Below are 18,491 nucleotides of genomic sequence, written 5' to 3'. Positions count from 1 at the left end.
GCAACGGTTCCTCCGTCATCCTCGGGCTTGACCCGAGGATCTATCCCCGGTGCTTGGATCCTCGGGTCAAGCCCGAGGATGACGGAAAAAGCGAAGCGGCCATGAAGATTCAGGGAAGAGGAATCCCAAATGAGCACTTACACCAATTTCACCATCGAGACGGACGCAGACGGCATTGCCCTCGTCACCTGGGACATGCCGGAAAAATCCATGAACGTCTTCACCTCTGAGGTGATGGACGAGCTGAACGCCATTCTTGACGCGACTGTCGCCGATAGTGCCATCAAGGGTGTCGTCTTCACCTCAGGCAAGAGCACGTTTTCCGGCGGTGCCGATCTTTCGATGATCAAGTCGATGTTCTCCTTCTACAATGACGAGAAGGCGAAGAACCCGGATCAGGCGGCGGCAAAGCTGTTCGAACTCGTCGGCCGCATGACGGGCCTGTTCCGCAAGATCGAGACCAATGGCAAGCCCTGGGTTTCCGCCATCAATGGCACCTGCATGGGTGGCGCTTTCGAACTGTCGCTCGCCTGCCATGGCCGTGTGGCCTCCAATGCCAAGAACCTCAAGATCGCCCTGCCGGAAGTCAAGGTCGGCATTTTCCCCGGCGCCGGCGGCACCCAGCGCGTGCCGCGCCTGACGGACGCGCAGTCGGCGCTGCAGATGATGACGACCGGCCAGTCGCTGACCGGCGCGCGCGCCAAGGCCATGGGACTGGTGCACCAGGTGGTGGAGCCGGATCAGCTGGTCGCAACCGCAAAGCAGATGATCAAGGACGGCCTGAAGCCGGTCGCGCCCTGGGATGAAAAGGGCTTCAAGGCCCCCGGCGGCGGCATCTGGACGCCGGCCGCAGCCCAGCTGTGGCCTGCCGCGCCGGCCATCCTGCGTCGGGAAAGCGCCGGCAACTATCCGGCCGCCCTCGCCATCCTCAAATGTGTTTATGAGGGCCTGCAATTGCCCTTCGATACGGCGCTGAAGGTGGAGCAGCGTTATTTCACCGAAATCCTTCGCTCGAAGGAAGCCTTCGGCATGATCCGCTCGCTGTTCATCTCCATGCAGGAACTGGGCAAGGGCGCGCGTCGCCCGGCCGGCCAGCCGAAGACGGAGTTCAAGAAGGTCGGCGTTGTCGGCGCGGGCTTCATGGGCGCTGCGGTCGCTTACGTCACCGCCGCAGCCGGCATCCCCGTAGTGCTGGTAGACCGCGATCAGGAAGCCGCTGACAAGGGCAAGGGCCATTGTGAGGAAAGCGTCAAGGCCGCCATCGGCAAGGGCAGGCTGACACAGGATGAGGGCAAGGCCCTGCTCGACCTCGTCACCCCGACGGCGGATTACAAGGCCCTCTCCGATGCCGATCTCGTCATCGAGGCCGTCTTCGAAGACCGCGACGTGAAGAAGGCCGTCATCGAGGCTGTGGAAGCCGTGTTGCCCGAAGGTGCGATCTTCGCTTCCAACACCTCCACCTTGCCGATCACGGGCCTTGCGAAGAACTCGAAGCGCCCGACCGATTTCATCGGCATCCACTTCTTCTCGCCGGTCGAGAAGATGATGCTGACGGAAGTGATCCTTGGCAAGGAAACCGGCGACAAGGCGCTCGCCGTCGCGCTGGATTATGTCGCGAAGATCAAGAAGACCCCGATTGTGGTGAACGATACGCGCGGCTTCTTCGTCAATCGCTGCGTGCTGCGCTACATGGCGGAAAGCTACGACATGTTGATCGAAGGCGTGCCCGCCGCCATGATCGAAAATGCCGCGAAATTCGCCGGCATGCCGGTCGGCCCGCTGGCGCTGAACGATGAGGTGGCGATCGATCTTTCCTACAAGATTCTGAAAGCCACCGTCGCCGATCTCGGCGAAAAGGCCGTCGATCCGCGCCATATGGAACTGGTGAAAAAGCTGGTGGAAGGCGAGGGCCGTTTTGGCCGCAAGAACGCCAAGGGCTTCTACGATTATCCGGAAAAGCCCGCCAAGAAGTCCCTCTGGCCCGGCCTGAAGGACCTCTATCCGCAGCAGAAGCCTGAAGACGTGGACATGGAGGTGCTGAAACAGCGCTTCCTCGTTACCGTGGCGCTGGAAGCCGCCCGCACGGTGGAAGAAGGTATCGTCACCGACCCACGTGAGGCCGATGTCGGCTCCATCCTCGGTTTCGGTTTCGCGCCCTATACCGGCGGCGCGCTGTCCTACATCGACGGCATGGGTGTGAAGAACTTCGTCGCGCTCGCCGAAAAGCTCAGCGAGACCTACGGCCCACGCTTCAAGCCGACACCGCTCCTGAAGGACATGGCCGCCAAGGGCGAGACCTTCTACGGTCGCTTCGATCCCTATGCCAGCGCCGCCAAGGCGGCCTGAGGTTTCAAGTGGGACATTGAACAGGCCCTTCGGGGCCTGTTTTATTATGTCCGTTTCCCCGCTTTCCGTACATCCTTTGCCGGACTGGGGCGTTGAAAAGGCTGGCCGGGCAAAAGCGCCCGCCGTCCATAATTCAGCACGCCTCAGGAGACAGCGATGAAAGCACCACTGCGACCCCACGGTTTCGACAAGCCCTCGGACCTTGACGACCATCTGGCCGAACTGGAAGAGGAGGCCGTGGAGCAGAAGGTCGCAAAGCCCGCTGCCCGAAGGTCACGTGCATCCGTCCCGAGGGAACCTTCGCTGCGCGCTGAACTGGATGACCTGCGCAAGCAGCTCGAACAAATCCGCCGTGACGTAAAACGGCTGGAGGCCACCTCCCGCCCGGTGCGCCATGCCGTGGATGCCAGGCAGGATCGGGAGCGCGAGAATTCCCGCCTGATGACGGTGGTGCGCTCTGTCGCCGTCACCTCGCTCGCCAGCCGCATCTTCTCCTCTTCGCCCGTCATGGCGGCGCTGGTGGCCGTGGTGCCGTTTGCGCTTGGCCTTGCGGCACGGCGCAGCGAAGAGGCATAGATGCCCACCCGCTGCGCTACCTCCGTCATCCACATTGGCCCTGCGTGAACCTGCCGCCTGCTGGATGTCGATCAGAGCGAGCGAATGGTGGATAGCGGCTTTCCAGCCACAATCCGGCTTTCACCGGGCATGGATTCCAGCCATCCACAGGCGCCGTGAAAAAACTGTCAAAAAACTTCGCGATGGCGCTTGCCATGTCCGAACAAGATGTTATAACCCCGCTCACTTTCGGGGCACCAAAAAGCCCCGCCCGCCAAAAGCGGAGGTTCTTCAAGGACCTGAAGTGCCCGGATAGCTCAGTTGGTAGAGCAGCGGATTGAAAATCCGCGTGTCGGTGGTTCAAATCCGCCTCCGGGCACCATTTCTTTCAAATCAATTATCTGATGAATTGGAATGTGGTGGCTTGCCCATTCACAATGGCCGGATTATCAGAGCATAGCTCTCCCTATCATACGTTTTTGACAGTTCCGGTGTAGCCATCTGCCGAGCGTGTTTATTTCAAGTCGTTGGAGGGCGTAGCCGATTGAAGCACGTCGGTGTATCCCCTCTGCCGCCTGGCGTCGTGTATTTCGACGGCTTCGTCTCCAGCGAAGAGCAGGCAGCCCTAGCAGCTATATTGGACAATGGTGCGTGGAGCACGGAGCTGAAGCGCCGTGTGCAGCATTTCGGTTATCGCTACGACTATAAAGCGCGCGCGATTACCCCAGAGGCCTATCTCGGGCCACTGCCGGAATGGCTTGGCATGTTCGCGGAGCGGTTGGTTGCTGCGGGCTATTGCCGGGATTTGCCCGATCAGGTCATCGCGAACGAATATCGTCCGGGGCAGGGCATCAGCGCGCACGTCGACTGTGTTCCCTGTTTTGACGATACGATTGTGTCGATAAGCCTTCTATCCGCATGTGGGATGGTTTTTCGCGATTTGCGCGGACCAGCCATGCGCAGCGTTCTGCTTCAACCTTGCTCTTGTATCTTGCTGAGCGATTCAGGTCGCTATGGCTGGACCCATGAAATTCCAGCCCGTAAGTCGGATATCGTGAATGGAATTAAGGTGCTCCGAAGCAGAAGAACCTCCCTCACTTTTCGCAAGGTCATTATACCGAAACGGCCTTAACTCAATTGAATTACAGATGCTCCCGATTATCCGTATTCTGCTCCGCCCGGTCCCGATAAAGTGCTGCCCGTCCCAGCAGCATCAGCGACACCGGCGTCGTTACCGTCATGAAAATGCCGATGAAGATTTCGTGGAAGGCGAAGCGGTCGCCGGAGACGGAGAAATAGATGATCGAGGCCATGACGATGCCGCCGGTACCCCAGCTGGTGCCGAGTGTGGGTGCGTGCAGGCGCTCGTAGAAGCTGTTCAGCTTGGCAAAGCCGATGGTGCCGATCAGCGTCAGCGAAGCGCCCAGCAGCACGAAGAAAGCCACGAGAATGGCGGCCCAGAGCGGAAATTCTGCGGCGTTGTTCATTCGATCACCTCGCCGCGCATCATGAATTTGGAAAGGGCGACGGTGGAGACGAAGCCGAGGATGGCGATCAGTAGCGAGGCCTCGAAATAGATGTCGTTGCCGGTGCGCAGACCGAAGGTGAGGAGAAGCAGCATGGCGTTGACATAAAGCGTATCGATGCCAAGTACCCGGTCCTGGGCGCGCGGGCCGATGGCGATGCGATAGACTGATATCGTCATGGCAATGGCCAGCATCAGCTGCGCCAGCGAAAAGGACCAGAAAAGGATAATCGAACTCATTCGAATATCTCCATCAGCAGTTTTTCATATCGGTTCTTGATGAGGCTTATCCACGCCGCCTCGTCCACATCGTCGAGAACGTGGAGGAGGAGCGTGCCCTGGCTGGAATTATATTCGAGCCAGGCGCTGCCCGGCGTCGAGGTCAGGATCGTCGCCAGAATGGCGAGCGCCATGGGATCGCGAATATCGAGCGGCACGGCGAGGAAACCGGATTTACGGTCCCTTTCGCGCTTGAAGAGAATGATCTTCACAACCGAGATATTGGACCTGATGATATCGTAAAGCACGATAAGGATCAGCTGCGCGAGCCTGTGCCAGTTGCGGATACGCGGCTTGGCTGGCCTGAGCGACGCCATCGCCCAGGAGGCGATGAGTGCCACGGCGGTGCCGAGCAGCAGATGCCCGGGCGAAAAGCTGTTGATCGTCATCCAGAAGAAGATCAGCGAAACGGTCAGCAGCGGATAGGGGAGGAGACGGCTCATCATGGCTCGGCCTCCGGGTTGCTGCCCGCTCTGGGTGCGGAAATGACGCCCTGAATATAGCTGGCGGGCAGATCGAGGATACGCGCCGTTTCCTGCATGTAGCGCATCACCGGACCCGCCTGCACGGTCATGGCAAGCGTCAGCCCGAGCAGCAGCATCACGGGTGCGATTTCGATGACGAGAACGCGTGGCACCGTTCCTTCGATGGAGGCCCAGAAGGTGCGGATACCGGCACGCGTCATCGAGATCAGCGATGCGAAACCGGCAAAGACGATCAGGAAAACCAGCCACCAGGAAAGCGTGGAAATGCTGTCATTGGCACCAAGCCCGGAAGGGTTGAGAATGGCGGTCAGCATCGAGAACTTGGCGATGAAGCCCGAAAGCGGCGGCAGGCCGGCCAGAAGAATGCCGCAGGCGGCAAAACAGGCGCCGAGCACCGCCATGGTGGCGGGCATGGTGACGCCCACTTCCTCTTCCTCCTCTTCCTCGTCGCCCTCGCCATAGGCCTCCATGGTCACGGCAAGAACGTTCGCGCCGGCATCCTGCCCGCGCTCGACGAGTTCGATCAGCATGAAGAAGGCGCTGATGGTGAGGGTGGAGCTGACCATGTAATAAAGCGCGCCGGCCGCCACCGTCGGGTTGCCGGTGCCCATGGCGGCAAGCAGCGTTCCCGATGAGACGAGAACCGAAAAGCCCGCCAGCCGCCCCAGCGCCTGCGATGCGAGAACGCCGATGGCTCCGAAGATGATGGTGGCGATACCGCCGACCAGCAGCGCATCATGGCCGAAACCGGCCGATTCCCCGGCCGTCTGCCCGAAAAGCAGGAAGGAAAGGCGGGCGATGACATAAATCCCGACCTTGCTCATGATGGCAAACAGGCCGCCCACCGGGGCAGACGCCGCACCATAGGCGGAAGGCAGCCAGAAGTTCAGCGGCCACATGCCGGCCTTGACCAGAAAGGCGATGCCGAGGATGGCCGAGCCGGTTTCCAGAAGCATGCGCTGATCGGGGTTGAGCCCCTCGATGCGATGGGCAAGGTCGCCCATGTTCAGCGTGCCGGTGACGCCATAGATGAGGCTGACACCGATCAGGAAGAACAGGGCGGCGACAAGGTTGATGGCGATGTAGTGCAGGCCCGCCTTGACGCGCTGCTGGCCGGAACCGTGCAGCAACAGACCGTAGGAGGCAGCCAGCATCACCTCGAAGAACACGAAGAGATTGAACAGGTCGCCGGTCAGGAACGCGCCATTGACGCCCATCAGCATCATCTGGAACAGCGAATGGAAATGCGCCCCGGCTTTGTGCCATTTCGCCATGGAATAGATCAGCGAGGGTATGGCGAGCAGCGCCGTCAGCAGCACCATCAGGCCGGAAAGCCGGTCGGCCACCAGCACGATACCAAAAGGTGCGGGCCAGTTGCCGAGCAGATAGACACCGCTTGAGACCACGGCGGCGATCTCGGTATTAACGGTCGAGTTCACCTCGCGGAACAGCAGGATCGCAACCACCAGCAGCAGCACGGTGGAGGTGAAGCTGATGGCGGCCTTTGCAACACGCTGGCGCTCGTCGAAGAACAACAGCAGGGCGGCGGTGATGAGCGGCAGCAGGATCGGCGCGATGACGATGTGGAAGGGGAACGACATCATTTCGTCTCCCTCCCGTCCACATGGTCAGTGCCGGTAAGGCCGCGGGCGGCAAGCAGCACCACGAGGAACAGCGCCGTGGTGGCAAAGCCGATGACGATCGCTGTCAATACCAGCGCCTGCGGCACGGGATCGGCAAGCGAGGAGCTGTCCACACCGTTCACCAGCACCGGCGGCGCATTGGTCTTGATGCCGCCGACGCCGAAGATGAACAGGTTGACGGCGTAAGACAAAAGCGAAAGTCCGACGATGACCTGATAGGTGCGTGGGCGCAGGACGAGCCAGACGCCGGAGCCGGTCATGATGCCGATGCCGATTGCAAGAATGAGTTCCATTACACGTCCTCCGCTTTTGCGGCTTCAGGCGTGCGAACGCGGTAGTTACGCAACGATTGGTGTGCCAGTGCTATGAGAATAAGAACGGTGGAGCCGACGACCGTCGAAAAGACACCGAGATCGAACAGCAGGGCGGATGCCGTGGGCATTTTGCCGATATAGGGTATCTCCGTATACTGGAAATACGAGGTCAGGAACGGGTAGCCGAAATACCAGGAGCCGATACCTGTCGCCGTCGCCATCAACAGGCCAAAACCCATCCAGCGCAGCGGCAGGATGCGGATGCGGTCCTCCGCCCAGCGCGCGCCGCCGGCGAGATATTGCAGCAGGAAGGCGATAGCCATGGTGATGCCGGCCGCAAAGCCGCCGCCGGGCAGATCGTGGCCGCGCATGAACAGGAAGATCGAGAAGGTGATGATGACCGGGAACATCCACTGCATCACGATCGATGGTACGTAGAGGTAGTCGCGGACGGTATCGCCCTTGCTCCGGTCGGGACGCTCGGCATCGAAGGCATTCTGCATCTGCTGCTGTTCCGGCAGCCCGATGCTTTCATGCGCCGGGCGGAAACGGCGAAGCAGTGCGAAGACGGTGAGCGCCACGATGGCTAGGACCGCGATTTCACCAAAGGTGTCGAAACCGCGGAAATCGACGAGGATGACGTTGACCACATTGGTGCCGCCGCCTTCCGTATAGGCGCGCTCGAGGAAATAGGTGGCGATCGCGTTCGGCACCGGCAGGGTCATGACGGCATAGGCGATGACGGACATGCCGATGCCGCTGGCCGCCGCCAGCAGAAAGTCGCGGGCGCGGCGAAGCTGCGCCGGCAGCTCGTCGCTGCTATCGACCTTCTCGAAACGTTTCGGCAGCCACCGCAGACCAAGCAGGATGAGAACCGTGGTCACGATCTCGACCAGCAGCTGGGTGATGGCCAGATCCGGCGCGGACAGCCAGATGAAGGTGAGGCAGGTGACGAGCCCGGAAACACCAAGCATGACGAGGGCGGCAAGCCGATGATATTTCGCCTGCCAGGCGGCACCCAGCGCGGCAATCATGCCGATCAGCCAAAGGATGGCGAAGATCGGATCGAAGGTCGTCACGCGCGGCAGCGACAGGGAGAATTCCGAAAGGAACAGGGGTGAGAAACCGGCGAGAAGCGCCACGAGGATGAGAAGTCTCAGCTGCGGCTGCAGGCGCCGCGTGCCGAGTGTGCTTTCCAGCCACCGCGCCCACTTCCAGGACACGGTGACGAGAATGCGCTCGAAGATGCGCTGGCCCCGCAGATGCCGGAAAACGGGCGGACCGTCATCGCAGCGTGAGAAATAACCGCCAAGCAGCGCATAGATCGCCACACCGCCGATCAGTGCCGCAATACTCATGATGAGCGGCAGGTTGAAACCGTGCCAGATCGACAGGCTGTAGACGGGCGTCTGGTCGCCGAGCACGGACAGCACGGCCGAATGCAGGAACGGGCCGATCGACAGGCTGGGAACGATGCCGACGATCAGGCAGGCGAAAACCAGGAATTCGATCGGGAAACGCATCCAGCGCGGCGGCTCGTGCGGATTTGGGTTCGGCAGATCGACGGGCTTCGGACCGAAGAAGACGGTGTGGATGAAGCGCAGCGAATAGGCGACGGCAAATGCGCCTGAAAGCGTCGCGACATAGGGCAGCGCCCGGTCGAGCAGTGAATCGGCATGGGTTTCGACGGCCTCTGCGAAGAACATTTCCTTGGAGAGGAAGCCGTTGAACAGCGGCACGCCGGCCATCGCCGCACTGGCCGCCATGGCAAGCGTCGCGGTCGCCGGCAGATAGGTGTAGAGCCCGCTCAAGCGCCGCATGTCGCGTGTGCCGGTTTCATGGTCGATGATACCGGCCGCCATGAACAGCGAGGCCTTGAAGGTGGCGTGGTTGACCATGTGGAAGATGGCCGCAACCGCCGCAAGCGGACTGCCGAGACTGAGCAGCGTGGTGATGAGCCCGAGATGGCTGATGGTGGAATAGGCGAGCAGGCCCTTCAGGTCCTGCTGGAACATGGCGAAATAAGCGCCGAGCAGCAGGGTGATGATGCCGGCCACGCCCACCAGCCAGAACCATTCCGGCGTGCCCGCCAGCACCGGCCAGAAACGTGCGAGCAGGAAAACCCCCGCCTTCACCATGGTCGCCGAATGCAGATAGGCGGAAACAGGCGTGGGCGCCGCCATGGCGTTGGGCAACCAGAAATGGAAGGGAAACTGCGCGCTCTTGGTCAGCGCGCCGCCAAGAATGAGGATAAGCGCCGGCAGATAGAGGGAATGGGCGCGGATCGCCGCACCGGCCTCGATGATCTTGTCGAGATCGTAGCTTCCCGCCATATGCCCGAGGATCAGAAGCCCGGCGAGCAGGCTGAAGCCGCCGATGCCGGTCACGGTCAGCGCCATGCGCGCGCCGTCGCGTGCGCCGGCATTCTGGTGCCAGTAGCCGATCAGCAGGAACGAGAAGATGCTGGTCATTTCCCAGAAGATCGACAGCAGGATGACGTTACCGGACAGGACAACGCCGAGCATCGAGCCCATGAAGGCAAGCAGGAAGGCGAAGAAACGCGGGATCGGGTCTTCGGCCGACATGTAATAGCGGGCATAAAGAACCACCAGCAGGCCGATGCCGGTGATGAGGATCGTGAATATCCAGGCAAATCCGTCCAGCCGCAGGGTAAAATTAAGGCCCAGCTGGGGCAGCCATTCCACATCGTATTTCAGCGCGTCGCCGCCGCTGATGGTCGTATAAAGAAAGATGCTGCTGACAAGGCCGAAAAGGGCGACTGCGCCCGCAACGGAGGCCGGGCCGGCGGCGGCACCCTCGCGCGGCATGAAAGCCGTCAGGACGGCGCCGATAAAGGGCAATGCGACAATAAATGGAAGAATGGTTGCAAGTGTCATATGCAGCGGCGGTTTTCTTTCTGGAATGGGAGCCTACGGCGGGTTTCCGACGACTCCGATCCCTGAAGGCTCATGATGAACCCGATGATGAGGACCGCCGGAATGACTAATAGATAATATGCGGGGGCGCTCTTGGAACCACGCTCGCAAAGTCTCGGAAAGCTTGTGGCGCGATGGCAACAGATGCGATAGCCAGACCCTTGTCGGCAGCGATCCGCAAAGCGGAGGAGGGGAAATAACCGGGAGGAATCGCAGAGCCCGCATCGCCTGCCCTGCAGCCGTAATCGTTGCCGCTGTCGCAGTCCTTATCCCGAAGAGAAAGGGAGCGGCTGAGATCGACGGTCTGCAATCTTTCCAGGCGGCTGGTCTTGGAAAGGGTCTTGACCCCGGAAGGCGCCTGAAAGCCGATCATGACAAGCAGGCTTGCGACCATGATGCCGATCAACACTTGCGGATGGCGCCTTGAACGGCGGCATTTCTCCATCCATAACAAGTTGGCATCTCCTTGATCGAAAAGGTCTCTTTAAAGCATCACCGCTGAGCGAATATCCCGTTGATTTGTTTTAGGGGAAGCCGCACGCGCTTGTCCAGCGCGCTGGCCGGAAAAACCGCCCGCAGCGTCCGATTCCTTTTCGTTTTTGCCCGTTTGCGGCAAAGTGAGGGCGGCAATGGCTAAAAGCTTTTACAAATTTTACCGTTTGACGCCGGAGCTGATGTTTCTTAACTTTCAAGCAAGGAATTAACCATAAAGATTGATGGTATTTCCACGGCGGAATGGGGTTCTCTCCCCTTCCAGGCATGACGCCGCACTGCCGTACCGGTGCCGATCCGGTATTTTCGTTTCTTGGTTCAAGAAGGTCAGGCAAGCGTCGATGCCGCATCGTCCGCGATGGGTATGTTCGTTCAAAATTCCCCTTTAGGGTGCTGGCGTTCTGAACCTTGGCCAATTGGCCGGGTTCTACCGGCCGTCATGTTGTTGGGGACGTCGGTTGGGGCAGGACTTGCCATCAGATCAAGCGCGCAGATCGGCAGGTGCAAGCCTGGCGGGACGGCTGCGCTTTGCCGGCCTCGACGAGACGCAATCCGATTTCCTGCGCAATTATCGCGGTATGCTCGAGCCCTACGTCAAGGCGGGCCTGCGGGATGTGATGAACCGTTTCCAGTCCATGCCGGACTGTTCTCCGTCTTTCGAAAGTGAAAACCAGCTCGACCGCCTGCACGATCTGCAATCCTCGCACTGGAGTGTGCTGACGGATGCACGTTTCGACGCGCTTTATGCCGAGCGGGTGAAGGTTCTTTCCGACAATGCCAGCCGCATGGGTCTCGATCCGCGCTGGCAGATCGCCAGCCATGCCGTCGTTCTGGAACATCTGCTCAGTGGGCTGGTGGCCGAATATGCGCCGCCTTCCATCCTGCCCGGCAGCCGCAGGAAAAGCCGCGAACTGGCAGAGGCCGTGAAGAACATCGTCCGTCTGGTGATGGTCGATACCGAGATTGCCGTCTCGCTGCGTTTCAACGAATTGCGCCTGCGCCACGGCCGCGAACTGGCGGAACAGCGTGACAATGACCGTTCGCAAGCAGCGACACTGCTGGGTGCGGCGCTGACGGCCTTCGCCGCCGGCGATCTTCAGGCCCGTATCGGCGGCGATCTGCCGGACGCCTATCGCGATGTTGCCGCCTCCTTCAACGCGGCGCTTGAAACGATCGGCGCATCGCTGACATCCGCGCAGCAGGGCATCGGCGACGCCGAGACGCTCAGCGCCCGTTTCGCCGATATCGGCCGCTCCATCGCAGAACGTTCCGGCCAGCAGGCCGAAGCCCTTGCCGAGACCTCCCGTGCGCTTCAGGCCATGATCGGGACCCTGGCCGAAAACGGCGCCCGCATATCGGCGACGGAAACAGCGGTTTCCCGCGCCCGCGACGCGGCTGTCGAAAGCGGCAAGGCAATCGGCGAGGCGATCGACGCCATGTCTGACATCGAGCAATCCGCCGAGCACATCGGCAGGATCATCGGTACGATCGACGAGATTGCTTTCCAGACCAACCTTCTCGCCCTCAATGCCGGCATCGAGGCGGCGCGCGCGGGTGAAAGCGGACGCGGTTTTGCCGTCGTCGCACAGGAAGTCCGGGCGCTCGCCCAGCGTTCCGCCGACGCCGCAAGGGAAATCAAGAGCCTTGTCGGCACCACCAAGACGCAGGTCGAGGGCGGGGTCCGCATGGTCAACCGCACACAGGAAGCAATCGGCGGCGTCGTCCGGCAGGTGTCCGGTATCAACGACATGATCGCCGAAGTCTCCCGGCATACGTCTGCACAGGCCGATGACCTGAAAACGGTCGCTGCCGATATCGGCGAACAGCAGCGGCAGGTCGGCCGGATCGCAAACGAGATCGGCGAAGGCTCCTCCGAGGCCGACGCGCTTCACACCGTCATTCTGCAACTCGGCCGCACCATTCGCGAGTTCCGCATCGCCCGTCAGGGGCACGCGGCGGCAATGGCCGTTACGGAACGTCAGGACACATCATTTATGGCCCGTGGCGATAACCGCGCGGATTACGGCCAGGATTACCAACAATTCAGACGTCAGGGAGTCATGTAATGGCAGCCAGAAAAGCAGCTGAGGCGACGCTGAAACTGTCACCGGTGCTGGATCTCAACGAGGCATCGGCGCTGCACGGCAAGCTGATGACGCTGAGAGGAGCACCGTTGTCGGTCGATGCGTCCGAGGTGGAGCGCATTGGCGCGCTTTGCGCACAGGTCCTCATGGCCGGCGCGAAATCCTGGGAAGAGGATGGCAAGCCCTTCGGTTTTGCCAGGGTGTCCGATGCATTCGACAAGACCATGAAACTGATAGGCGTCGATATTGACCATTTGCTCCCCAAGGAGATGCAAAAGTGAAGAAAAAAGTTCTCACCGTGGATGATTCCCGGACGATCAGGAACATGCTCCTGGTCACGCTCAACAATGCCGGTTTTGAGACCATTCAGGCCGAAGATGGCATCGAAGGCCTTGAGGTGCTGGAACAGAGCAATCCCGATGTCATCGTGACTGACATCAACATGCCCCGTCTCGATGGTTTCGGCTTTATCGAGGGCGTGCGCCGCAACGAAAAGTACCGCGCGATCCCGATCCTCGTTCTGACGACCGAAAGCGATGCAGAGAAGAAGAACCGCGCCCGCCAGGCCGGTGCGACCGGCTGGATCGTCAAGCCGTTCGACCCTGCAAAACTCATCGATGCCATTGAGCGCGTAACCGCCTGATACGGGACATTTCACGATGGATATGAACGAAATCAAGGAAATCTTTTTCCAGGAGTGCGAGGAACAGCTCGCTGAACTGGAATCGGGGCTTCTTAAATTGAATGACGGCGACCGTGATCCGGAAACCGTCAACGCCGTTTTCCGTGCCGTTCATTCCATCAAGGGCGGGGCGGGTGCCTTCGGTCTCGATGATCTCGTGGCTTTCGCCCATGTTTTCGAAACGACCCTGGACTGCGTCCGCTCCAACAAGCTGGAACCGACGCAGGATGTTCTGAAGGTCATGCTGCGCTCCGCCGACGTACTGGCGGATCTCACCAATGCGGCGAGAGACGGCGGCAGCGTCGACGAAAGCCGCACCCGCGGTCTCGTCAAGGAACTGGAAGCCTTGGCCAATGGCGAAACGGTGCAGGCGTCCGCACCTGCGCCCGTTACCGCCAAGGCGCCGGAAGCGATCGCGCCCAAGCCGACGGATGACAGCGGCTTCCAGCCGATCCCGTTCTCCTTCACGGATTTTGCCGACGAGACGACGCCGCTGATGGAAGCCCCGACCTTCCAGATCACCTTCAAGCCGCATGCGTCGCTTTATTCGAAGGGCAACGAGGCGGCACTTCTCCTGCGCGATCTCTCGCGCATCGGCGAAATGAGCATCAATTGCGACATGTCGGAGCTGCCTTCGCTCGACAAGCTCGATCCTGAAGCATCCTATCTCTCCTGGACGGTATCCATCACCACCGAAAAGGGCGAAGAGGGTATCCGCAGCGTCTTCGAATTTGCCGAATGGGATTGCGATCTGGAAATCGTGCCGGTTGTTTCGGATGCCGCAGGCAACGAGGAAGAGCTTCCGATGATCCCGGTGCCGTTCGATCTTTCGGCTCTCGATAGCGGATCGGAAGAACAGCCCGTTGTCGAGATCGCTACAGCGGAAGCGTCCTATGTTGCCGCAGCCGTCGAAACGGCCGTCGCGACGACGCAGATCGCCCAGAGCGTCAATGCCGCCATCGAAAAGCGTGAAGCGGCGGCGGCACCTGCCGCGGCCCAGGCGAACGCCAATGCAGCGGCCAATGCCAGCGCCGGCCAGACCATCCGCGTCGACCTCGACCGTGTCGACCGCCTGATCAACCTCGTCGGCGAACTCGTCATCAACCAGGCGATGCTGTCGCAGAGCGTCATCGAAAACGACGCCAGCGGCACCTCCGCCGTCAATATGGGCCTCGACGAACTGCAGCAGCTGACGCGCGAAATCCAGGATAGCGTCATGGCGATCCGCGCGCAGCCGGTGAAGCCGGTGTTCCAGCGCATGTCGCGTATCGTCCGCGAAGTCGCCGACATGATCGGCAAGCAGATCCGCCTCGTCACCGAAGGTGAGAATACCGAAGTCGACAAGACGGTCATCGACAAGCTGGCCGAACCCCTGACCCACATGATCCGCAATGCCGTCGACCACGGCATTGAAACGCCGGAAAAACGCGAAGCCGCGGGCAAGAACCCGGAAGGCACCATCAAGCTTTCGGCCAAGCATCGCTCGGGCCGCATCCTCATCGAACTGCAGGACGATGGCGCGGGCATCAACCGCGAGCGCGTTCGCCAGAAGGCGATCGACAACGACCTCATCGCCGCCGATGCGAACCTGACGGATGAAGAGATCGACAATCTGATCTTCGCGCCGGGCTTCTCCACCGCCGACAAGATTTCCGACATTTCCGGCCGCGGCGTCGGCATGGATGTGGTCAAGCGCTCCATTCAGGCGCTTGGTGGCCGCATCAGCATCTCCTCGCGCCCCGGCCATGGCTCGACCTTCACCATGAGCCTGCCGCTGACGCTTGCCGTTCTCGACGGCATGGTGGTGACCGTTGCCGGCCAGACGCTGGTGGTGCCCTTGACGGCGATTGTGGAAACCCTGCAGCCGGAGGCGAAGAACATTCACTCCTTCGGCGCGAACCAGCGGCTGATCTCCATCCGCAACTCCTTCTGCCCGCTGGTGGATGTCGGACGCGTTCTCAATTTCCGCCCGACCCAGGCCGATCCGGTCGAAGGTGTCGCCCTTCTGGTGGAATCGGAAGGTGGCGGCCAGCGTGCCCTGATGGTCGATGCGATCCAGGGTCAGCGCCAGGTCGTCATCAAATCGTTGGAAGCCAACTATACCCATGTTCCGGGCATTGCCGCCGCCACTATCCTCGGCGATGGGCGCGTCGCTCTCATTCTGGATGTCGATGCCATCGTCAGCGCCTCGCGCGGACAGCCACTGAAGCAGGAAATGTCCCTCGCGGCGACCGGTTGAAACGGATAATCCATGGCAGCACTTAATCTCAGCGACCAGCGCCAGTCTTCCGACGACGTTCTTGCCAGCGGTGAATACCCGCTGACGCGACGCGACCTGTCGGAAATCGCTGCGATGATCTACGCGGATGCGGGCATCTATCTCAACGACACCAAGGCGTCGCTGGTCTATTCCCGCCTGTCGAAACATATCCGCAATCTCGGTCTTTCCGGTTTCCGCGAATATTGCGCGCTCGTCTCCTCAACCGAGGGCGCGCAGGCACGACGCGAAATGCTGTCGCACCTGACGACGAATTTCACGCGTTTCTTCCGCGAGAACCATCATTTCGAACATCTGCGTGACGAGGTCCTGCCGGGTCTCATCGCCCGCGCGAAAAGCGGCGGACGTGTCCGCATCTGGTCGGCGGCCTGTTCCGACGGGCAGGAGCCCTATTCCATCGCGCTTACCGTGCTCGCCATGTTCCCGAATGCGGCGGATTACGATTTCAAGATTCTGGCGACGGACATAGATCCAAAGATTTTGGCGCAGGCCCGCGCCGGCGTCTATGACGACAATGCGCTCGAAACCGTCTCCCCCGCCATGCGCAAGCAATGGTTCACGGAGGTCGATGCCGGCGGTCGCCGCAAATTCCGTATCGACGACAAGGTCAAGCGCCTCATCACCTTCAACGAATTGAACCTGATGACGCAATGGCCCTTCAAGGGCAATTTCGACGTCATCTTCTGCCGCAACGTCGTCATCTATTTCGACGAGCCGACACAGACGCGCATCTGGTCGCGTTTCGCCGGGCTGCTGCCGGAGGGTGGTCATCTTTATATCGGCCATTCCGAACGCGTCTCCGGCGATGCCAAGAACCTGTTCGACAATACCGGCATCACCACCTACCGCTTCATTGGTCACGCATCCGGGAGGAAGGCATGAGCGCACTCGCACGGGTACTCGTCGTCGATGATAGTCCAACGATGCGTGGCCTGATTTCGGCTGTCCTCAAGGCCGATCCGGAAGTCGAAGTGGTCGGGCAGGCCGGCAACGCCATGGAAGCGCGCGCCGCCATCAAGCAGCTCAACCCCGATGTCGTGACGCTCGACATCGAGATGCCGGAAATGAACGGGCTGGAATTCCTCGAAAAGATCATGCGCCTGCGACCCATGCCGGTGATCATGGTCTCGTCGCTGACCCATCGCGGTGCGGACGCTTCGCTGGCGGCACTCGAAATCGGTGCTTTCGATTGCGTCGGCAAACCGGCTCCGGGCGATGCGCGTCCCTTTGGCGATCTCGCCGATAAGGTAAAAGCTGCCGCCCGCTCCCAGCACGCCGCCTATCGCGCGGCTCGTCCGGAAAGCGCCGCGGCAGTGCAGCCTACCCCGGTCAGCGATTATCGCGCGGGCCGCAAAGTCGTGGCCATCGGTTCGTCCACGGGTGGTGTCGAAGCGCTGATCGCCGTGCTGCAAAAGTTCCCGGCCAATTGCCCGCCGACCGTCATCACCCAGCATATGCCGCCGACCTTCACCCGGAGCTTCGCCGAAAGGCTGAACCGCATCTGCGCTCCCGTGGTGGAAGAGGCAACGGATGGCGCGCGCCTGCAGACCGGCAAGATCTATCTCGCGCCGGGCGGTGAACGTCATCTGCAGATCGCCAACCGAGCCGCACCCTGCTGCCGGCTCATCGAGCGCGATCCGGTTAACGGCCATCGTCCTTCCGTCGATGTGCTGTTTGATTCGGTGGCCGAGCTTGCCGGCCGCAACGCCGTCGGTGTCATTCTGACCGGCATGGGCCGCGATGGCGCGGCCGGACTCTTGAAAATGCGCCATGCCGGTGCGCGCACCGTCGGCCAGAACGAAAAAACATGTGTCGTCTACGGCATGCCCCGCGTGGCCTATGAGCTTGGCGCCGTCGAACAGCAATTGCCGCTGGCCTCCATCGGCGAAGAAATCCTGAAACTAACCACTGCCCGCAAAGAAGGTGCTGATTAATGTCTCTCGCAGAAAAGATCAAAGTTCTGATCGTTGACGATCAGGTGACCAGCCGGCTGCTCCTCAGCGATGCGCTGACACAGCTGGGCTTCAAGCAGATCACTGCCGCCGGCGATGGCGAGCAGGGATTGAAGATCATGGAGCAGCAGCCCCATCATCTCGTCATCTCCGACTTCAACATGCCGAAGATGGACGGTCTCGGTTTCCTGCACGCCGTGCGGGCCAACCCGACCACCAAGAAGGCAGCCTTCATCATCCTGACGGCGCAGGGCGACCGCGCGCTGGTGCAGAAGGCGGCGCAGCTCGGCGCGAACAACGTGCTGGCCAAGCCCTTCACCATCGACAAGATGCGCGCAGCCATCGAGGCGGTTTTCGGATCGCTGAAATGATTGAAGCTGCGGCCAAGCGCGTACATATCATTCAGGGCGAGTATAAGGTTGTCAGCGATCCCGACGTGGTCATGACGACGATACTCGGTTCGTGCGTGGCCGCCTGTCTGAGAGACCCCGTTGCCGGCATTGGAGGAATGAACCACTTCCTTCTGCCGGGAACGGGCAGTGTGACCGGGGGAGACGCGACGCGTTACGGCGTGCATCTCATGGAACTTCTGATCAACGGCCTTCTGAAGAAGGGCGCCCGCCGCGACCGGCTGGAGGCCAAGGTTTTCGGCGGCGCCAAGACGATCGCCAGCTTCTCGAATGTCGGTGAGCAGAATGCCATCTTCGCCATGCAGTTTCTGAAGGATGAAGGCATTCCGGTCATAAGCTCCTCCACGGGCGGGGAACATGGCCGCAAGATCGAGTTCTGGCCGGTTTCGGGTCGCGCGCGTCAGCATCCGCTCAGCGGCGCGGAAACCCAGAAGACGGTCGCCATGGAAACGCGTCCGGTGCCGGCCCCCAAGCCCGTCGCCAACGACATCGAATTTTTCTAGTCACGGA

General features: G+C 60.8%; 18 protein-coding genes and 1 tRNA gene. 12 read left to right on the top strand and 7 right to left on the bottom strand.

The genetic code is table 11. The features are described 5' to 3' along the window. The first annotated feature begins 129 nt into the window (after nt 1-129). The 4 genes from N434_RS00935 (at nt 130) to N434_RS00915 (ending at nt 4,033) form a co-directional block, all read left to right on the top strand. On the top strand, nt 130-2,346 hold the full coding sequence (locus N434_RS00935; protein ID WP_110755550.1) for a 3-hydroxyacyl-CoA dehydrogenase NAD-binding domain-containing protein: 2,217 nt from the start codon (nt 130-132) through the stop codon (nt 2,344-2,346). Nucleotides 2,347-2,502: 156 nt separating this feature from the next. Further along, the gene (locus tag N434_RS00930; RefSeq protein ID WP_110755548.1) at nt 2,503-2,922 is read left to right on the top strand and encodes a hypothetical protein; all 420 of its coding nucleotides are present in this window, start codon (nt 2,503-2,505) and stop codon (nt 2,920-2,922) included. A gap of 285 nt (nt 2,923-3,207) precedes the next feature. Further along, nucleotides 3,208-3,283 (top strand) — tRNA-Phe (locus N434_RS00920). 162 nt (nt 3,284-3,445) lie between these two features. Beyond that, nucleotides 3,446-4,033: an alpha-ketoglutarate-dependent dioxygenase AlkB gene (locus N434_RS00915; RefSeq protein ID WP_110755546.1), complete on the top strand. Its 588-nt coding sequence runs from the start codon at nt 3,446-3,448 to the stop codon at nt 4,031-4,033. Nucleotides 4,034-4,043: 10 nt separating this feature from the next. On the opposite strand, the gene mnhG is transcribed toward N434_RS00915, so the two are convergent. The 7 genes from mnhG to N434_RS00880 form a co-directional block, all read right to left on the bottom strand. After that, a complete protein-coding gene (mnhG, locus tag N434_RS00910; RefSeq protein ID WP_110755544.1) occupies nt 4,044-4,388 on the bottom strand; it encodes a monovalent cation/H(+) antiporter subunit G in 345 nt (114 codons plus the stop codon). Continuing rightward, nucleotides 4,385-4,666: a K+/H+ antiporter subunit F gene (locus N434_RS00905; protein WP_003493758.1), complete on the bottom strand. Its 282-nt coding sequence runs from the start codon at nt 4,664-4,666 to the stop codon at nt 4,385-4,387. The genes mnhG and N434_RS00905 overlap by 4 nt, the downstream gene beginning before the upstream one ends. After that, nucleotides 4,663-5,151, bottom strand: a complete 489-nt coding sequence (locus tag N434_RS00900; protein WP_065114808.1) for a Na+/H+ antiporter subunit E — start codon at nt 5,149-5,151, stop codon at nt 4,663-4,665. Before N434_RS00900 ends, N434_RS00905 begins: the two co-directional genes overlap by 4 nt. Further along, nucleotides 5,148-6,794: a monovalent cation/H+ antiporter subunit D gene (locus tag N434_RS00895; RefSeq protein WP_174028842.1), complete on the bottom strand. Its 1,647-nt coding sequence runs from the start codon at nt 6,792-6,794 to the stop codon at nt 5,148-5,150. Before N434_RS00895 ends, N434_RS00900 begins: the two co-directional genes overlap by 4 nt. Continuing rightward, nucleotides 6,791-7,126: a Na+/H+ antiporter subunit C gene (locus N434_RS00890; protein WP_065114810.1), complete on the bottom strand. Its 336-nt coding sequence runs from the start codon at nt 7,124-7,126 to the stop codon at nt 6,791-6,793. The genes N434_RS00895 and N434_RS00890 overlap by 4 nt, the downstream gene beginning before the upstream one ends. Then, nucleotides 7,126-10,044: a monovalent cation/H+ antiporter subunit A gene (locus N434_RS00885; protein ID WP_065114811.1), complete on the bottom strand. Its 2,919-nt coding sequence runs from the start codon at nt 10,042-10,044 to the stop codon at nt 7,126-7,128. Before N434_RS00885 ends, N434_RS00890 begins: the two co-directional genes overlap by 1 nt. Before the next feature lie 106 nt (nt 10,045-10,150). Then, nucleotides 10,151-10,528 carry a hypothetical protein gene (locus tag N434_RS00880; RefSeq protein WP_110755540.1) on the bottom strand — a complete coding sequence of 126 codons (378 nt, stop codon included), beginning with the start codon at nt 10,526-10,528 and terminating at the stop codon, nt 10,151-10,153. A gap of 517 nt (nt 10,529-11,045) precedes the next feature. Between N434_RS00880 and N434_RS00875 the strand changes: the two genes are divergently transcribed. From N434_RS00875 to cheD, 8 genes are read left to right on the top strand one after another with little or no spacing between them, the layout of a single operon-like run. Further along, nucleotides 11,046-12,641: a globin-coupled sensor protein gene (locus N434_RS00875; RefSeq protein ID WP_286172048.1), complete on the top strand. Its 1,596-nt coding sequence runs from the start codon at nt 11,046-11,048 to the stop codon at nt 12,639-12,641. Continuing rightward, nucleotides 12,641-12,940: an STAS domain-containing protein gene (locus N434_RS00870; protein WP_003503483.1), complete on the top strand. Its 300-nt coding sequence runs from the start codon at nt 12,641-12,643 to the stop codon at nt 12,938-12,940. The genes N434_RS00875 and N434_RS00870 overlap by 1 nt, the downstream gene beginning before the upstream one ends. Beyond that, nucleotides 12,937-13,302 (top strand): chemotaxis response regulator CheY1, encoded by a 366-nt coding sequence (gene cheY1 / locus N434_RS00865; RefSeq protein ID WP_003493773.1) that lies wholly within the window; start codon nt 12,937-12,939, stop codon nt 13,300-13,302. The genes N434_RS00870 and cheY1 overlap by 4 nt, the downstream gene beginning before the upstream one ends. Before the next feature lie 16 nt (nt 13,303-13,318). Then, nucleotides 13,319-15,580: a chemotaxis protein CheA gene (locus N434_RS00860; RefSeq protein ID WP_110755536.1), complete on the top strand. Its 2,262-nt coding sequence runs from the start codon at nt 13,319-13,321 to the stop codon at nt 15,578-15,580. 12 nt (nt 15,581-15,592) lie between these two features. Further along, a complete protein-coding gene (gene cheR, locus N434_RS00855) occupies nt 15,593-16,501 on the top strand; it encodes a protein-glutamate O-methyltransferase CheR (protein WP_065114814.1) in 909 nt (302 codons plus the stop codon). After that, nucleotides 16,498-17,553: a protein-glutamate O-methylesterase CheB gene (gene cheB / locus N434_RS00850; protein WP_046800554.1), complete on the top strand. Its 1,056-nt coding sequence runs from the start codon at nt 16,498-16,500 to the stop codon at nt 17,551-17,553. Before cheR ends, cheB begins: the two co-directional genes overlap by 4 nt. Next, the gene (gene cheY2, locus N434_RS00845; protein ID WP_003493781.1) at nt 17,553-17,942 is read left to right on the top strand and encodes a chemotaxis response regulator CheY2; all 390 of its coding nucleotides are present in this window, start codon (nt 17,553-17,555) and stop codon (nt 17,940-17,942) included. Before cheB ends, cheY2 begins: the two co-directional genes overlap by 1 nt. Next, nucleotides 17,939-18,484 (top strand): chemoreceptor glutamine deamidase CheD, encoded by a 546-nt coding sequence (gene cheD / locus N434_RS00840; RefSeq protein ID WP_065114815.1) that lies wholly within the window; start codon nt 17,939-17,941, stop codon nt 18,482-18,484. Before cheY2 ends, cheD begins: the two co-directional genes overlap by 4 nt. Nucleotides 18,485-18,491 lie beyond the last annotated feature (7 nt).

The sequence above is a fragment of the Rhizobium sp. UGM030330-04 genome (assembly GCF_003208455.1).
Lineage (GTDB): Bacteria > Pseudomonadota > Alphaproteobacteria > Rhizobiales > Rhizobiaceae > Agrobacterium > Agrobacterium rhizogenes_A.
The sequence above is the reverse complement of the archived record's forward strand: the minus strand, read 5'-3'. Positions and strand labels throughout refer to the sequence as shown.

Coding starts and splice junctions, on each gene's coding strand:
- N434_RS00870 (WP_003503483.1), top strand. CDS start 12,641: ATGGCAGCCAGAAAAGCAGCTGAGGCGACGCTGAAACTGTCACCGGTG.
- cheY2 (WP_003493781.1), top strand. CDS start 17,553: ATGTCTCTCGCAGAAAAGATCAAAGTTCTGATCGTTGACGATCAGGTG.
- N434_RS00885 (WP_065114811.1), bottom strand. CDS start 10,044: ATGACACTTGCAACCATTCTTCCATTTATTGTCGCATTGCCCTTTATC.
- N434_RS00905 (WP_003493758.1), bottom strand. CDS start 4,666: ATGAGTTCGATTATCCTTTTCTGGTCCTTTTCGCTGGCGCAGCTGATG.
- cheB (WP_046800554.1), top strand. CDS start 16,498: ATGAGCGCACTCGCACGGGTACTCGTCGTCGATGATAGTCCAACGATG.
- N434_RS00880 (WP_110755540.1), bottom strand. CDS start 10,528: ATGGAGAAATGCCGCCGTTCAAGGCGCCATCCGCAAGTGTTGATCGGC.
- N434_RS00895 (WP_174028842.1), bottom strand. CDS start 6,794: ATGATGTCGTTCCCCTTCCACATCGTCATCGCGCCGATCCTGCTGCCG.
- N434_RS00935 (WP_110755550.1), top strand. CDS start 130: ATGAGCACTTACACCAATTTCACCATCGAGACGGACGCAGACGGCATT.
- cheD (WP_065114815.1), top strand. CDS start 17,939: ATGATTGAAGCTGCGGCCAAGCGCGTACATATCATTCAGGGCGAGTAT.
- N434_RS00860 (WP_110755536.1), top strand. CDS start 13,319: ATGGATATGAACGAAATCAAGGAAATCTTTTTCCAGGAGTGCGAGGAA.
- cheR (WP_065114814.1), top strand. CDS start 15,593: ATGGCAGCACTTAATCTCAGCGACCAGCGCCAGTCTTCCGACGACGTT.
- N434_RS00900 (WP_065114808.1), bottom strand. CDS start 5,151: ATGATGAGCCGTCTCCTCCCCTATCCGCTGCTGACCGTTTCGCTGATC.
- N434_RS00890 (WP_065114810.1), bottom strand. CDS start 7,126: ATGGAACTCATTCTTGCAATCGGCATCGGCATCATGACCGGCTCCGGC.
- N434_RS00930 (WP_110755548.1), top strand. CDS start 2,503: ATGAAAGCACCACTGCGACCCCACGGTTTCGACAAGCCCTCGGACCTT.
- mnhG (WP_110755544.1), bottom strand. CDS start 4,388: ATGAACAACGCCGCAGAATTTCCGCTCTGGGCCGCCATTCTCGTGGCT.